Source organism: Streptomyces sp. NPDC055287 (assembly GCF_053646035.1).
On sequence record NZ_JBSHNE010000018.1, the window covers coordinates 51,740 to 65,809 of the forward strand.

16 protein-coding genes are annotated in these 14,070 nt (G+C 70.3%); 4 read left to right on the plus strand and 12 right to left on the minus strand.

The window, feature by feature from the left end; translation table 11 throughout:
- Positions 1-42: 42 nt before the first annotated feature.
- From ACWIHY_RS25510 to ACWIHY_RS25545, 8 genes are all read right to left on the minus strand, one after another.
- Complete coding sequence (locus ACWIHY_RS25510; protein WP_454378000.1) at positions 43-561, minus strand: hypothetical protein; 519 nt, start codon at positions 559-561, stop codon at positions 43-45.
- A gap of 238 nt (positions 562-799) precedes the next feature.
- Positions 800-1,690 carry a DUF6397 family protein gene (locus ACWIHY_RS25515; protein ID WP_454378001.1) on the minus strand — a complete coding sequence of 297 codons (891 nt, stop codon included), beginning with the start codon at positions 1,688-1,690 and terminating at the stop codon, positions 800-802.
- 107 nt (positions 1,691-1,797) lie between these two features.
- Entirely contained in the window at positions 1,798-2,211 is a 414-nt protein-coding gene (locus ACWIHY_RS25520) for a roadblock/LC7 domain-containing protein (protein WP_454378002.1), read from the minus strand.
- A gap of 134 nt (positions 2,212-2,345) precedes the next feature.
- Positions 2,346-2,951 carry a GTP-binding protein gene (locus ACWIHY_RS25525; protein WP_454378003.1) on the minus strand — a complete coding sequence of 202 codons (606 nt, stop codon included), beginning with the start codon at positions 2,949-2,951 and terminating at the stop codon, positions 2,346-2,348.
- A gap of 134 nt (positions 2,952-3,085) precedes the next feature.
- A complete protein-coding gene (locus ACWIHY_RS25530; protein ID WP_454378004.1) occupies positions 3,086-3,499 on the minus strand; it encodes a DUF742 domain-containing protein in 414 nt (137 codons plus the stop codon).
- A 32-nt stretch (positions 3,500-3,531) separates the two neighbouring features.
- On the minus strand, positions 3,532-3,972 hold the full coding sequence (locus ACWIHY_RS25535; RefSeq protein ID WP_454378005.1) for a roadblock/LC7 domain-containing protein: 441 nt from the start codon (positions 3,970-3,972) through the stop codon (positions 3,532-3,534).
- On the minus strand, positions 3,969-6,509 hold the full coding sequence (locus ACWIHY_RS25540; RefSeq protein WP_454378006.1) for a sensor histidine kinase: 2,541 nt from the start codon (positions 6,507-6,509) through the stop codon (positions 3,969-3,971). Before ACWIHY_RS25540 ends, ACWIHY_RS25535 begins: the two co-directional genes overlap by 4 nt.
- Positions 6,510-6,598: 89 nt before the next feature.
- A complete protein-coding gene (locus ACWIHY_RS25545; protein WP_454378007.1) occupies positions 6,599-7,372 on the minus strand; it encodes an MHYT domain-containing protein in 774 nt (257 codons plus the stop codon).
- A 167-nt stretch (positions 7,373-7,539) separates the two neighbouring features.
- Here ACWIHY_RS25545 and ACWIHY_RS25550 point away from each other — a divergent pair, with 167 nt between their 5' ends.
- Complete coding sequence (locus ACWIHY_RS25550; RefSeq protein WP_454378008.1) at positions 7,540-8,139, plus strand: class I SAM-dependent methyltransferase; 600 nt, start codon at positions 7,540-7,542, stop codon at positions 8,137-8,139.
- A gap of 30 nt (positions 8,140-8,169) precedes the next feature.
- On the opposite strand, the gene ACWIHY_RS25555 is transcribed toward ACWIHY_RS25550, so the two are convergent.
- Positions 8,170-9,072 (minus strand): oxygenase MpaB family protein, encoded by a 903-nt coding sequence (locus ACWIHY_RS25555; RefSeq protein WP_454378009.1) that lies wholly within the window; start codon positions 9,070-9,072, stop codon positions 8,170-8,172.
- Between the two features lie 98 nt (positions 9,073-9,170).
- Between ACWIHY_RS25555 and ACWIHY_RS25560 the strand changes: the two genes are divergently transcribed.
- From ACWIHY_RS25560 to ACWIHY_RS25570, 3 genes are all read left to right on the plus strand, one after another.
- Positions 9,171-9,488 carry a hypothetical protein gene (locus ACWIHY_RS25560; protein ID WP_454378010.1) on the plus strand — a complete coding sequence of 106 codons (318 nt, stop codon included), beginning with the start codon at positions 9,171-9,173 and terminating at the stop codon, positions 9,486-9,488.
- 89 nt (positions 9,489-9,577) lie between these two features.
- Entirely contained in the window at positions 9,578-10,396 is an 819-nt protein-coding gene (locus tag ACWIHY_RS25565) for a hypothetical protein (protein WP_454378011.1), read from the plus strand.
- 250 nt (positions 10,397-10,646) lie between these two features.
- Positions 10,647-12,020 (plus strand): tannase/feruloyl esterase family alpha/beta hydrolase, encoded by a 1,374-nt coding sequence (locus ACWIHY_RS25570; protein WP_454378012.1) that lies wholly within the window; start codon positions 10,647-10,649, stop codon positions 12,018-12,020.
- A 9-nt stretch (positions 12,021-12,029) separates the two neighbouring features.
- Here ACWIHY_RS25570 and ACWIHY_RS25575 read toward each other — a convergent pair whose 3' ends face one another.
- The 3 genes from ACWIHY_RS25575 to ACWIHY_RS25585 form a co-directional block, all read right to left on the minus strand.
- Entirely contained in the window at positions 12,030-12,572 is a 543-nt protein-coding gene (locus tag ACWIHY_RS25575; protein WP_454378013.1) for an MOSC domain-containing protein, read from the minus strand.
- A 74-nt stretch (positions 12,573-12,646) separates the two neighbouring features.
- A complete protein-coding gene (locus ACWIHY_RS25580; protein WP_454378014.1) occupies positions 12,647-12,829 on the minus strand; it encodes a hypothetical protein in 183 nt (60 codons plus the stop codon).
- A gap of 84 nt (positions 12,830-12,913) precedes the next feature.
- Positions 12,914-13,987 carry a fatty acid desaturase family protein gene (locus ACWIHY_RS25585; RefSeq protein WP_454378015.1) on the minus strand — a complete coding sequence of 358 codons (1,074 nt, stop codon included), beginning with the start codon at positions 13,985-13,987 and terminating at the stop codon, positions 12,914-12,916.
- Positions 13,988-14,070: the final 83 nt, after the last annotated feature.

A 14,070-nucleotide genomic window follows, 5' to 3' on the forward strand; every position in this document is an offset into this window, starting at 1 on the left:
TCCCAGCAAGAGCTTTCACACGGGTCGCGTGACGCTGTGCCGCTACCTGCCGAACACCCCGGCGCTGTAGAGGAAGAGGGCGACCACGCCCACCACACACACCAGGACCACCCATGAGGTGAAGCTCGTGTGTCTCCCCCGTCGGCGCGGCTCGCCCGACCGTCTGAACCGGCCGGACCGACGGGAGGCCTCGGAGCGGCCCACGCCCCTGGAGTGGCCGAAGCGCTTGGAGCGGTCGGCGCCTGACGGGCCCGGCGCGCGCGGCGCCGCGTCCACCGCCGCCTCGGCGAGCAGCCGGCGGCAGGTCGCGGCGAGTTGGGCCGTCCCGGCGTCGAGCGGCACTATCGCCTCCGAACGTGCCGGGGCCGTGGTGCCGCCGTCGAGGATGCGGCCGGCGCGGACGAGGACCTCGCCGCGGCCGCCCGCCGGAGCGAGACTGATCCAGCGCTGCACGTGCTCGCCCCTGATGACGACGCCCCCGGCGCGGTCCCGGTACACGGTGTGCTCCCGCCACAGCACTTCGGCCAACTCACTCGCTGTGTCCCTCAGTTGCCCACTCATGCGTCCCCCTCGCCGTAAGGCCCGTCAACCAAACAACGCACTCTAGCGGCAGGTACACACCAACTGCGCCCGGGGGCCAGTGCACGGCCAGCAGCGAGTTCTCGCGTTCAGCTCTCCCCCCACTGGGGCCGGGCGCCCGGCCCCAGTGGGTCGCCCCGCCGCCGTCTCTCCAGCCATCGGACGAGAGCCCAAGCTCCGACCTGGCTGACGGTCTCGGGCCTCCGATATTTCCTGGCCGTCATGACGGCGCCTGATCGCGGGGCACCTTCCTGCGGCGCAGCCATGCGCGCAGGCCCCGGGACGTTTCCGGGAGAGGAGGAGGGAGAGGGCGGTTGGTCTCCGGGCGCGGTGCGGCGCGGTGCTCACGCGCCTCGTCCAGGAGCAGCGCGAGACTCACCCGTTGCCAGAGGATTTCGTCCGGGTCGTCGGCAAGCAGCAGCCGGTCCATGGCTTCACGCGCGGCGGGTGATTCGCCGTGGCGTTCCACGAGTCCCGGGCGGAGCTTGTTGAGGTACGCCCGCTCGTAGGGGTCGTCGACGACCTCCGCGAGCTGGACGGGGTCGAGCACGGAACTGGTGATCGCCGCCTGCTCCCAGGGGTCTTCCGTCTGGCGCGTCAGCAGGCTCAGGCGTCGGCTCCGCCAGTTGCGGGCCCTGCGGTCCTCCCCCGCGTCGAGCACCGCACGCATCTCGTGCGGGGACCTGCCGGTGAGGAGACCGGGCCGACGGGTGGCCAACTCCTGCAGTTCTTCGGCGAGATAGAGCCAGACAACCGCCCGGTAGCGGTTCAGGTAGAACTTGACGGGAGTGATGTATCCGGCGCGGGCCAGCTTGCCGAACCGGGTGGGGCTGATCTCCATCAGCTGCGAGCCCTCGGTGGTGCCTACGGTCCGTACTCGCTCACGCAGCGTTTCCCGATTCCGGTCGGCTGCCCGGAGCCTGTCGACCTCCTCGCGAGCGACCCGGCGGTGGCTGCCGTCAACGTCAGCCGTCGCTCGGATGTACCCCAGCAGGACGGCAAGGTCGAACTCGCTCCGCTTCAGGCCGAGTTCCTGCAAAGTCCGGGCTACGGACAGCGGCTTGCCTGCCTGTGCGGCGCCGACGGTGCGGTGTGCTTCCTGTACGGCCATGATCGTCTCCCCGTGAGATCCGAATACTCTCGGTGACGACCGTAGCCTGGACGGCGCGTTGCCCGCCCGGCCTGTGGACAACTCCCGGCCGGGCGAGTACGCGCAGGTCAGAAATCGGTTCCGGAAGCGAGTCCCGGCTGCCTCGCGGCAACACCGAGGTGCTCGCCGACGCGGTTGACGAGCAGCGTCATCTCGTACGCGACCTGCCCGATGTCCGCTTCAGCGCCGCTCAGTACGCACAGGCAACTGCCGTCGCCCGCCGCGGTGACGAACAGAACCCCCTCGTCGAACTCGACCATCGTCTGGCGGACCTTTCCGGCGCGGAAATGCCGGCCCGACCCTTTGGCCAGGCTGTGCAGTCCCGACGACACCGCTGCCAGGTGCTCGGCGTCCTCCCGGGCCAGGCCCGTACTCGCCCCGGTCACCAGGCCGTCGTTGGACAGCACCAGCGCGTGCCGCACGTGCTCGACCCGGTTGGTCAGGTCGTCCAGAAGCCAGTCGAGTCCTTTGTCCAACGCCATGTTGCGGCCTCCCCGTCAATTTGTTCCCCGTTGCCCTGATCGATGACAAGACTTCCCCACTGCGGTCATCGCGGCAAGCACGTGTTTCCACCGGTGCTGCAGGGAGTGGTGAGGCGCCAGGAGCAGGGGGAGGTTCAGCCGACAGTGTCGAGCAGCCGGGCGGTGTGCATCCTTCCCGCGTACTCGACGAGGCGTACCAGAACCTCCTTCCCCGAATCGCGGTCCCTCGCGTCGCACAGCACTACAGGTGTCCCCCGGTCCAGATCGAGGGCGCGTGACACGTCGTGCGCGCCGTAGGCCCGTGACCCGGCGAAGCAGTTGACCGCCACGACGAAGGGGATGTGACGGTGTTCGAAGTAGTCCACGGCCGGAAAGCAGTCCTCCAGGCGGCGGGTGTCCGCCAGAACGACGGCGCCCAGAGCGCCCTGGGACAGTTCGTCCCAGAGGAACCAGAACCGGTCCTGTCCCGGCGTACCGAAGAGATACAGCGAGAGTCCGGAGCGGATGGTGATGCGCCCGAAGTCCATGGCGACGGTCGTGGTGGTCTTCTGGCCGACGCCTCCGGTGTCGTCGACCGCCTGACCGGCCTCGCTGAGCTGTTCCTCGGTGCGCAGCGGCCGGATCTCACTGACGGCGCCGACGAGGGTGGTCTTGCCGACCCCGAAGCCGCCGGCGATCAGAATCTTCAACGCGAGGGCGGCCGTCTGACCGGCCTTGTCGTCAGAGTGCTCGGAGCCCATGGATCACTTCTCTCAGGAGGACTGTCAGCTCAGCCTTGGTGCATCCCCACAGCGGCGAAGCGGCGGAGGTGTAAAGGGAGTCGGGGCTGGTAGGGGCTGTCATGACTGGGTCGCGGTTGTCGCGCCGGCCGGGGCTAGAGCGCTCTCAGGCCTTCGATCACCTCCTTCAGAATCCGCTCGTCGGGCAGTTGCGCGGGCGGTACCGGCCGGCTGACCTTGACGTAACCGGATTCGAGGAGGTCGCCGAGGAGCACGCGCACCACGCCGACCGGCAGATCGGCGCCGGCCGACAGTTCCGCGACGGACTGGGTCTCCAGGCGGCACAGCGCCACCAGGGCGCGGTGTTCGGGGCCGAGCAGCGACTCCTCGGCGCTGCCCGGCGCGTTCTCGGCGAGGTCGACGAGCGCGATGAAGTCCAACCGGGCCCCACTGGGGCCCGGTTCGGTCCTGCCGCCGGTCATCGCGTACGGGCGTACCAGGGGGCCCGCTTCGGCGTCGTACCAGTGGCTGCCCTGATGGGTGGGGTCGGTGTCCCTGTCCTCGGTCATGTGCGGTGCCCGCCTTCTCTGCGGTCGTACGGTCAGCCCGCGGCCGGGGGCTGCGCGGTGAGGCGCGGTGGCGTGTAAAGGTGCTCGCCGACCCGCTTGACCAGCCGGGCCATCTCGTAGGCGATAAGACCGATGTCGGCCGTGGCGGAGCTCAGCACGGCGAGGCAGGAGCCGTCGCCGGCCGCAGCGACGAACAGGAGGCCGTCGTCCATCTCCACGAGCGTCTGGCGTACGTCACCCACGCGGAAGTGACGCCCTGCCCCCTTGGCGAGACTGTGAAAGCCGGATGCCACTGCCGCCAGGTGTTCGGCGTCCTCGCGGTTCAGCGCGCTCGAGGCGCCGACGGCCAGGCCGTCGTTCGACAGCACGACCGCGTGCCGCACTTCGCTCACCCTGGTCACCAGATCGTCAAGCAGCCAGTCGAGTTCGCCGGAACCGTGAGCGGTGCCGGTCGTCCTCTCGTGCTCGATCATGCGTGGTCTCCTTCTCTGCCGCGGGTCCACCCGCTGCGGTAGGCCGTCATTCGGTCCCGTGCCTGTTCCGGGGTGCGTCCCTGTGAGACGTCCTCGGAGGAGGGGCCCGCCGAGGGGGGATCGGGCGGCGCGGGTGCTTCGCGCAGTTGCGGGACGAGGCTCGCCTGCCGGACCCTTCGCGGGAGGCCGCCTTCGTCGTTCCCGGGACCGTCCGGTCGCGTCGTGCGGCTGTGCAGGCGCAGAGCGGTCACTCCCGCCGGCTGGCGCGGTTCCTGTTCCGTCGGCGGCGGCTGCACGGCGAGGGCCGGGCGCGGCCCCTGTCCGGTGAGGGCGGGGCCGTTCGTACGGGAAGGGCGCGGGCCGTGTGCGAGAGCCGGCCCGGGCCGTGGCGCCCTCTCGTCGTTCTGCGGAACGCCGTCCTGCCGTTCCGCGCGAACCGAGGCCCGCTGCGCCTGCGTGCCTTCCCCCTGGGTGACTGCGCTCTGCAGCAGCGCGATCGGCAGGAGCACGACGGCCGTTGTTCCCCCGTACGGCGAGGTGCGCAAGTGGACCTTGATGTCGTGCCGGGAGGAGAGCCGGCTGACGACAAAGAGGCCGAGCCTGTCGCTGTCGAAGAGGTCGAGCGCTTCCGACTGTTCGATCCTGCGGTTCGCCTCGGACAGGGTCTCCTTCCCCATGCCGAGTCCGCGGTCCTCGATCTCCAGGGCGTAACCGTTGCCCACGGGTTCTCCGGTGACGCGCACCTTGGTGTGCGGCGGAGAGAACTGGGCGGCGTTCTCGACGAGTTCGGCAAGGAGGTGTGTGAGGTCGGCGACGGCCGTTCCCGCGACGGCCGCCTCGGGAAGCTGGCGTACCTCCACGCGCGCGTAGTCCTCGATTTCGGATACGGCGGCGCGCACGACGTTGGTGAGCGGGACGGGCATGCGCCAGGCACGTCCGGGAGCTGCTCCGGACAGGATGATCAGGCTCTCGGCGTGCCTGCGCATCCGGGTGGTGAGGTGGTCCAGGCGGAAGAGGTCGCCGAGTTCGCCCGGGTCGTCCGCACGGCGTTCCATGCTGTCGAGCAGGTTGAGCTGGCGGTGGACGAGGACCTGGCTGCGCCTGGCGAGGTTGACGAAGATCCCCGATACGCCGCTGGCGAGTTCGGCACGTTCCACGGCGGCGCTGACGGCAGCGCGGTGCACGGTGGCGAGGGCTTCGCCGACCTGGCCGATCTCGTCGTCGGGGTGTGGTCCCTGGGGCGCTTCCTTCTGGATGTCGATCTCTTCGCCGGCGCGGAGCCTGTCCATGGCGTGGGGCAGTTTGCGCCGCGCGATCTCCAGGGCCCCGTTGCGCAGGCTCGTGAGTTCGACGACGAGACGACGGCCGATGTGTACGGAGATGACCAGAGAGGCCGCCACAGCCGCGAGTCCCAGGAGCACGGCCGCTCCCGCGGGTGTGAGCACACCGCTGGCGAGTGGGCCGTCGCGGCCTGCCGCGTCCCTGTCGGACTGGGCCCCGATGGCGCGCACGGAGCGCTGGACAGTGGTGTGGGCGGCTTCCCAGGTGGCTGCGGGAACGGCCTGAGCGGCCTTGCGGCCGGGCGGCGCGGCGCCCACCTTTTCCTCGGCGACGAGTACCTCGTTGTACGCGCTCCCCCTTGTGAGCGCGCGCCAGGCTTCGCGCTCGCTGTGCGGCAGGTCGGCGACGGCGGATTCGGTCAGGTTCCTGCGGGTCTCCGCCGCTCCGGTGAACTGGCGCTGGCGCCGCGCGTCGAAGGTGCGGGTGAGCTGCGCGGAGGAGAGCAACGCGTCCTCGCGTGCGAGCATTTCGCCCGCCCGCGCGAACTCGAGCAGTACGCGCGCGTCGGAACCGTGCCGGGTGTCGTTGACGCCGGTGAGTGCACCCGTGACGCCGAACGCGTCCTGAATGGTCCGTGTGTACTGCTCATAGGTCGTGTCCCAGTCGGCGGTGCGGTCGAGGACCCGGGTACGCAGGGCGCTGAGCCGTTCCGTGCCGGACATGAAGGTGCCGAGTCTGGTCGCGACCGCGTCCGGGAGGTCCGCGCCGTCGGCCACGGTGTGTCCCTCGTCGAGGCGGAGTGCGTCCGCCGCATGGTCGGTGCGCTTGGCCTGCTGTTCCAGCGCGTCCGCTCGGTCGTCGTCCGGCGACGCGAGGTAGCGGACCGCGGCGCGGCGTTCGGCCTGGAGTTCGGCGACGGTGGTGGCGACAGGTATACGTACCTCTTCGTCGGCGCGTAGGAGCTGCTGCTGTCCGGCTACGTCCTGTGCTGTCGTGACGGTGGCGAAGGCCCACAGAGCGAGCAGGGAGACGACGGGCACCATCAGCAACGAGACGATCTTCGCTCGCACCGTTCTGGGGCGCAGCCGAAAGCGCTCCCGGGGGGCCGCCGCAGGGCGTGCCCGGGTGTCGGTGCCGCCGCCGGTCGCGCCGGTCTTCTCGTCGGCGGGGGGACCTGCGTGCGCCCGCCGTCCACGCGCCGGGGGCGCGGACCGGGATGGTGTCTCGGCGCCCGGTGTCCTGCGGGGTTTGCGCATGGCCTCCTCGTTCCGGATACAGGTCTGCTGCGTGAGTGGTGCGGGTGCGGCGGGAGCCGGCGCCGTTCTCGGGAACAGCCGGCGCCGTTCTAGGGAACGGCCGTTTCGGACAGCCGCTCCGCGGAGGCGTAGGCGGCACGCTCGCGTGCTGTGGGCGAGAGCGCGACGAAGGCCGCGGTGAGGAAGAGGTACGAGCCGAGGCCCACGGCGAGAGGAAAGACGAACTGCATGGCCGTGGCTCCGGGGAGGTCCCGGCCCGAGGGGCTGACCTGCACGCTGACAGCGGCCATTCCCGTGTAGTGCATGCTGCTGACCGCCGCTCCCATGACGAGAGAGGCGACGGCGACCGCGACCGGCGACTTGATGTTCAGGGCTGCCCACAGGGCGGCGGTCGCGGCGACGACCGCGATGACGACGGACAGACCGACGAGCAGCGGGTCGTAGGAGACGGAGCCGTTGAGGCGCAGTGCGGCCATGCCGAGGTAGTGCATGCTCGCCACGCCCAGCCCCGTGGTGAGGCCTCCGAGGAGCAGCGCCCTGGTGCGGTCGCGGCCGTAGCCGACGGCGAACACTCCCGCCCCGACGACGAGCATCGCCACGATCAGGCTGAGAACGGTCAGGGGAACGTTGTAGTGGATCTCGGTGCCGGTGACGCCGAAGCCGAGCATCGCGACGAAGTGCATCGTCCAGATGCCGGTGCCGATGGCGGACGCGGCGGTGATGAGCCAGTTGCGGCGGGAGCGTCCGCTCGCTCCCAGCGCTCGTACGGTGCAGCGCAGAGCGAGGGCGGCGCCGACGACGGCCATCGCGTACGACAGCACGGGTGTCAGCCAGCCGAAGGTGGCGTGGTCCAGGTGTCCCATGGCCCAGGGACGCTAGTCCCGAAAGGGGCGCACACTGGGAGCGCAGTTCGAAAGCTGCCCGAATATGACAGAGATACGTTCCCGAACGACCGGCCCGCGCTCGAACATGCGCACCGCACCTGCGTTGGAGTCGCAGAAGTTCCGAAGATCTGGGGGACGATGTGCGTATGGCCAATGACCACACGCACGTTCAGGAGTTCTTCACGGCTCGGGCCGCGGACTGGGACGCACGTTTCCCGGACGACGGACCGGCCTACGCCGCCGCGGTGGCCGACGTAGGGCTCCGGCCGGGCGACGCCGTGCTGGACGCGGGCTGCGGCACAGGGCGGCCGCTGCCGTTCCTGCGTGAGGCCGTAGGGCCCTCAGGAACGGTGCTCGGCGCCGACGTGACGCCTGCGATGCTCGAGGCGGCCGTGCACGCGGGCCGGGACCGCGACGCGCAGCTGCTGATCGCCGATGTCGAACGGCTGCCGGTACGGACGGGCACCCTGGACGCCGTCTTCGCGGCCGGGCTGATCGCGCATCTACCCCGGCCCGCGGAGAACCTGCGGGAGCTGGCCAGGGCGGTGCGGCCCGGCGGTCTGCTGGCGCTGTTCCATCCCGTCGGCCGTGCGGCCCTCGCGGCTCGCCAGGGCCGGCAGATCACCCCGGACGACTTGCGGGCCGAGCCCGTCCTCCGGCCGTTGCTGGCGGGTTCCGGGTGGCGGATGACGTCGTACACCGACGAGGACGACCGCTTCCTCGCGCTGGCCGTCCGCCAGGGCTGAGCCGGGAACCGTGCCGCCCTGGCAGGGGCCTCACTCCGCGGCGGCCGACGAGCCCTCGATGTGCGGCACGGGGCAGCCGCCCCTGCCGGGCGTCGGGAACGTCCCCAGGTTCGCGACCGTGTAGCCGCTGGGATAGCCCTTGATCTCGGGGTTCTGCCGGGCGTAGTGCGGAGTGCGGCGAGGCGGCAGCAGGCGTACGGCGCGGGCGCGCAGGCGCAGGGCGCCCCGGACCGCCGCTCGGGCGGCGGGCGCGGGGGTCTTGTAGCGGAAGGCCCGCAGGAGCGCGTCGTCGAGCAGTGCGAGGCTGGCGCCGCGCACCACCGGCGCGAGGGGGCGCGGATACCAGGACGCCATGAGCGCGAGCGTGGCGTCCGAGACCTTGCGCGCTCCCTCGTCCCAGCCGAAGCGCTCTGTCTCATACGTGTCGAGGCAGCGCTCGAACTCCTCGAAGGACTGCGGAATGTCCTTGATGCCCATGTGCTTGCCGAGCATGCGGTAGTACGCGGCGGAGGCCCTGAGTTCATGGTCGGACAGCCGTCGCCAGCCGTAGGAGTCGATCCAGCGCTTCGGCATGACGACGAACGTGCACAGCACATAGCGCATGTCGCCGTTGCTGATGTCGTAGCTGCGGTGCATCTGGTTGATGCGGCGGATGGCGGTGCGGCCGTCCTCGGAGTCGAAGCCGTGCTCCACGACGGTGTCCAGGAGCAGCGCGGTGTCGTCGTAGCGCTTCTGGGAACGGTCGGTCAGCTCTGCCGTCTCGGCCAGCAGGCGGCCGATGCCGGGCACCGCGTAGGTGCGGTAGAGAGCCAGCTCCAAAGCACGTGTGTAGTCCCAGGGAAACTCGTACGTCGATGTGAGCCGGTAGATCGTCAGGAAGTCCTTGTCCGGATCGAGCCGCTGGATCTCCTTCAGCCGGTCGTAACGCTTCAACGCACCGTCCCCCTTCTGTCGCCGGGTGTCCAACTCTACGTTGGGAGTGCACACATGGAGGATCCGTGATCGCACCACTCAGAGGGAAGGAGGTCCGCATGTTCGACGGCACTTGGGACAGATTCCGGAAGCTCTTCGGACCGCGTCCCGGCGAGGCGGCAGCGGTGCGCGCCGCGCCGCGGGCTCACTCGCGAACGCGTCAGCACAACATCTTCGAGGCCGCCGCGGAATACGTGTCCGCGTGCGCGGAAGGAGACGAGCCGCGTATCGACGAGGCGGCCGACTGGGTCTCGCCGGAGGCGCTCTCCTTCGGTGTCAACGAACTGGCCTGCCGGGCGGTCATCGCGCTCGCGCGCGAGCGCGGCGAGTCACCGCACAGCGTGGCACGGTCGCTCCTCGGTCTCCCGGCCGCCTGACGCGGGATCTTTCCGTTGGCCCGTGGACCTCGACGACGGGGTTACTCACTGGTTAGGGTGCGCCGACGACCGATCCGAAGGAGGGTGCCGTGACCGGGCCGGACACCGACACCGCCGAGAGTGCCGAGGACGCCGAGGACGCACTGTTCGTGCTGACCGCGGTGCTGCTCACGCCCGCGCAGTTCCCGAGCGTCCTCGGCGACGACTACCCGCAGGCCTGTGCGGCGCTCGGTCTCGAGCCGTACGCCGACGGGTACGGCCTGGTCCTCGGCCAGGACGGCACGGGCGCGCGCTGGACCGTGGTGATCGACGACGTGTCGCTGGTGGCCGTGGCTATCGCGTCCTGGGACTGCGGCATGGAGTACGACCTGTCGCCCGACGAGCGGACAGTCGTCGCCGGGCTGCCGGGCTGGCCGCTCCCGCTCGCGGTGGCCGCTCCCGGCATACCGGACCCGCACGACCCCGTTCCCGGGAACGGAGCGGACGGCGAGAGCGGGCCGGCCCCTCTCGCGCCGCCGGACACCGACACCTGGGGGCCCGCCCAGCGGCGGCTCGGCGCCGACGAGATAGCGCTCCAGTGGGCGGCATGGCGCGAGCAGATCGACGACGAGGAGACGTTCGTGGCTCCCGGGGACAGTCCGCACTCCGGTGTGCGGCGTGTCATCGAGGAGCTGCACGGCTACGTGGCCGCCCCGCCGCCTCCGGGGCGGGTGCGCTCGACGTTCGCGTCCGGCGAGGCCCGCACGCTGCGGGCCGACGGTCCGGGCTGGTCCGTCGTCGCCAGGACCGACGACATCGCCTTTGTGCTGCTGGACGACGAGCCGGGCGAGATTCTTCCGGTCGGCCGGGGCCCCGAACTCCCCGGTCTGTTGGAGGCGCTCGACAATATCGCTGTACGGCCTGCCTGACGGCAGCGGCCCTGCCAGGGGGTACGCGTCCCCGGGATCGGCGAGGAGCGCTTCCACGGACGTGTCGGGGCCCGGTCCTGCGGCAATCCTCGTGTTCACAGCGAACCGATCCGCGGGACCGCGCCTTTCGTGGACGGCACCCATGGTCGCGCCCCGCGCCGTGTGGGCCGGGCCCATGGGCGTACCCGGCAATGCGACAGCACGATGTGGCGCTGCGCCCCTCTTCCCGCAGCGAACACGGAGGCTTTCCATGCGCCCGTCCAGAGGCGTCCCGCTCGTCGCCGCACTTCTCATGGTGCTGACCACTGTCGGCTCGGCCGGCGCCGCGCCCCGTGCTCCCGCGGCCGGTCCCTGCGCGCGGCAAGACCGCCCGGCCGTGCCGGGGGCCGAACATCAGCGTGTCGCCTGTCTGCCCGACTTGACCACCGCGGGACTGGCCGGTACGGCGTACACGGACATCGCCGACCAGGCGGGGCTGTCCGCGAAGGGCACGACGAACCCCTCCGGTGTGCCGGGCACGCAGATCGACGGCTACTTCCCCGACGATTCGCGCTTCAACGCCACCCACGGGTGGCGGCACGACGCCCAGTTCGTCATCCGGATGCCCGATCGCTGGAACGGCGGTCTGGTCGTCACCGGTGCGCCCGGTACGCGCAGGCAGTACGCGACCGACGCCCTCATCTCCGACCAGGTACTGGCTCAGGGCTATGCGTACGCGGCTACCGACAAGGGAAACAGCGGCCCCGACTTCTTCAAGGACGGCAAGCGGCCCGGCGACGCGGTGGCGGAGTGGAACCGGCGCACCACGGAGCTGACGCGCGCGGCACGCAGAACCGTCGCGCGGTGGTACGGGCACGCGCCCCTGCGTACGTACATGACGGGCATCTCCAACGGCGGCTATCTGACCCGCTGGCAGCTGGAGAACCATCCCGAGCTCTACGACGGCGGGGTGGACTGGGAGGGCGCCCTCTGGACCGCCGACGGAGGTGGTCTCCTCGGCTCCCTGCCAGTCACCGTGGCCCGGAGCCTCGGCCGGGCGCAGGACGAGGATCTCCTGAAGGCCGGCTTCGCGCCGGGTTCACGGTTCTTGTGGCCATACCACGAGAAGGCGTACTGGGGACTGACGCAGAAGATCTACCGGGCGGAGTTCGATCCGTCGTACGACCCGGCGTGCCCCGGATCCTCGGCCGGTGCGACGCTGCCCGAGATCCTCGCGCCCTGTACGTCGGACGCGCAGTACGACTACGCCGCGCGCCCGGAATCCGTACACCGCGCGGTGGGGCGGGTCTCGCTCACCGGGCGGATCGGCAGGCCGCTGATCACGCTGCACGGTGACCTGGACACGCTGCTGCCCATCGCCACCGACTCCGATGTGTACGAGCGGATGGTGACCGCACGGGGCCGCTCGGGACTGCACCGCTATTACACCGTCGAGGGCGGCACTCATGTGGACTCGCTCTACGACGCGTATCCGGACCGGCTGCGGCCGGTGCTGCCCTGCTACCGCTCGGCGTTCACCGCGCTCGTGGCGTGGGTGGAGGACGGCAGCGCGCCGCCCGCGGACCGGACGATCGCCAGGCCCACGGGCGGTGAGGATGTGGTCAACGCCTGCGCACTGAGCTGAGCGAGGGGCTCAGACGCGCTCCAGAGGGCGGTGCGGTTCCGCGGGCAGGACGGCTTCGATCCGGTCGCCGGGCCGCACCACGCCACCCACCCTGACAACGCTCATGATCCCGGCCTTGCGCACGATGTTGCCCGCCTCGTCCCGGCCGACGACCCGCTTCAGCAGACCGTCCTGGAAGGCGTCGATCTGCAGACACGGGTTGCGCAGGCCGGTGACCTCGACGACCGCCTCCTCACCGAGGTGGAGCAGGGTGCCTTCCGGGAGGCCGAGCAGGTCGACTCCGCTGGTGGTGACGTTCTCGCCGAGCTGGCCCGGCCCGACGGTGAAGCCCTCCTGGAGCAGCTCGCCGAACAGCTCGCCGTGTATGAGGTGCACCTGGCGCAGGTTCGGCTGGGAGGGGTCCTGCGCGACCCGGGAACGGTGCTTGACGGTCGTCCCGGCGTGCACATCGCCTTTTACGCCGAGACCGGCCAGCAGCGTGATGCTGTCGCGGTTCGGCTTGGTGAACGCATACTCGCCGTTGCTGCTGACCGCCGTGACTGTGCCGCCCATCGTGCGGAACCCCCCTCTTCCGTGCCGGTACTTGATCGTCACGAGACCCTGTCCCGGCAGGGTTTCCGACAGGCTCAGCGGCCGATCTGCTTGCGGGAGATGCCGCGCAGCCTGCGGCGCTGGGAGTTGTCCAGCATCAGGTACGCCGCGACCGGCACACCGATCATGATCAGCAGGCCGGGCCAGAAGCCGACCAGCCAGATCAGGGCGATCCCCACCACCACGCCACCGGCGGCGACCTTCGCGCTCTTCGACATCTTCGACGCCTCCTTCGCGGCTGTTGCCGCTTCATGCTCCGGTAACGTGCGCGCCCGCGCCACAGTTCCGCAGCGCGAATCGCGTTAGACCGGCATGCTCCGCCCGGTGCCGTCGCTCTTGTCGGCTGTCCTGAGCGGTGCGCCGACGTGGTGCATGTGCGCCAGCGCCTGCCGGTACGAGTCGATCAGCCCGGTCTCGGCGTACGACACGCCCAGCGCCTCGCAGTGCGCACGTACCAGCGGCTGGACGAGCCGCAGGTTCGGACGCGCCATGCTCGGGAAGAGGTGGTGCTCTATCTGGTAGTTCAGACCGCCGAGGAACCAGTCGGTGAGTATCCCGCCGCGCACGTTGCGTGAGGTCACGACCTGCCGCCGCAGGTGGCCCCAGCGCTCGCCGTCGGGGTCGGGCATTTCCATCCCCTTGTGGTTGGGCGCGAACGCCATGCCCAGGTGGAGGCCGAACAGCGCGTGGTGCACCAGCGCGAACACGACCGCCTTGCCCGGCGACATGACCGCCAGCAGGAGCGCGAAGTACCCGACGAGGTGGGCGACGAGCAACGAGCCTTCCAGTACGCGTTCACGCGCCGGCTGGCGTCGCAGGTACTGGAAACCGTAGATCTTCAGGGCGATGCCTTCGAGCAGCAGCATGGGGAGGAAGAGGCGCGCCTGGTTGCGGGTCAGCCAGCGGGCGAATCCTTCGCGCTGTTCGGCCTGCTTCTGCGTCCAGACCAGTGCCCCGACGCCGACGTCGGGGTCCTTGTCTATGTGGTTGGGGTTCGCGTGGTGACGTACGTGCTTGTCGTTCCACCATGCCTGGTTCATACCGAGCAGCAGATTGCTGTGGACGAGGCTGATCACCAGGCTCACCCTGCGGTTGCCGGTTATCTGCGCGTGTCCCGCGTCGTGCCCGACGAAGGCGGTACGGGCCCACAGCACGGTGAGCGGCAGGGCGAGGGGAAGCGTCCACCACGAGTCACCGATGAGCAGAAGACCGGCGACGACAGCGGCCATCGCGAGCAGATTGACCGCGATGCCCAGCGCGTACCAGCTGACTCGTCGCTCCAGGAGCCCCTGCTCCCTCGCGGTTCGAAGGAGCGGGGCGAAATCGCTCCCCGAGGTGCCTGTCGTGGGTTCCGCGACAGTGGCGGCCTGGGGCATGGGGGTCTCCGGTCTGTTGGACCTAGCTCTGAGCTCATGAAACTACGCACCAAGACCCTTGATGACCATGGTGTCAGCACCCG

Excerpts from the sequence above, each read along its gene's own strand:
- ACWIHY_RS25520 (WP_454378002.1), bottom strand. The coding sequence starts at position 2,211 with ATGGCGTTGGACAAAGGACTCGACTGGCTTCTGGACGACCTGACCAAC.
- ACWIHY_RS25585 (WP_454378015.1), bottom strand. The coding sequence starts at position 13,987 with ATGCCCCAGGCCGCCACTGTCGCGGAACCCACGACAGGCACCTCGGGG.
- ACWIHY_RS25580 (WP_454378014.1), bottom strand. The coding sequence starts at position 12,829 with ATGTCGAAGAGCGCGAAGGTCGCCGCCGGTGGCGTGGTGGTGGGGATC.
- ACWIHY_RS25510 (WP_454378000.1), bottom strand. The coding sequence starts at position 561 with ATGAGTGGGCAACTGAGGGACACAGCGAGTGAGTTGGCCGAAGTGCTG.
- ACWIHY_RS25535 (WP_454378005.1), bottom strand. The coding sequence starts at position 3,972 with ATGATCGAGCACGAGAGGACGACCGGCACCGCTCACGGTTCCGGCGAA.
- ACWIHY_RS25575 (WP_454378013.1), bottom strand. The coding sequence starts at position 12,572 with ATGGGCGGCACAGTCACGGCGGTCAGCAGCAACGGCGAGTATGCGTTC.
- ACWIHY_RS25550 (WP_454378008.1), top strand. The coding sequence starts at position 7,540 with ATGGCCAATGACCACACGCACGTTCAGGAGTTCTTCACGGCTCGGGCC.
- ACWIHY_RS25570 (WP_454378012.1), top strand. The coding sequence starts at position 10,647 with ATGCGCCCGTCCAGAGGCGTCCCGCTCGTCGCCGCACTTCTCATGGTG.
- ACWIHY_RS25530 (WP_454378004.1), bottom strand. The coding sequence starts at position 3,499 with ATGACCGAGGACAGGGACACCGACCCCACCCATCAGGGCAGCCACTGG.
- ACWIHY_RS25540 (WP_454378006.1), bottom strand. The coding sequence starts at position 6,509 with ATGCGCAAACCCCGCAGGACACCGGGCGCCGAGACACCATCCCGGTCC.
- ACWIHY_RS25515 (WP_454378001.1), bottom strand. The coding sequence starts at position 1,690 with ATGGCCGTACAGGAAGCACACCGCACCGTCGGCGCCGCACAGGCAGGC.
- ACWIHY_RS25525 (WP_454378003.1), bottom strand. The coding sequence starts at position 2,951 with ATGGGCTCCGAGCACTCTGACGACAAGGCCGGTCAGACGGCCGCCCTC.
- ACWIHY_RS25545 (WP_454378007.1), bottom strand. The coding sequence starts at position 7,372 with ATGGGACACCTGGACCACGCCACCTTCGGCTGGCTGACACCCGTGCTG.
- ACWIHY_RS25560 (WP_454378010.1), top strand. The coding sequence starts at position 9,171 with ATGTTCGACGGCACTTGGGACAGATTCCGGAAGCTCTTCGGACCGCGT.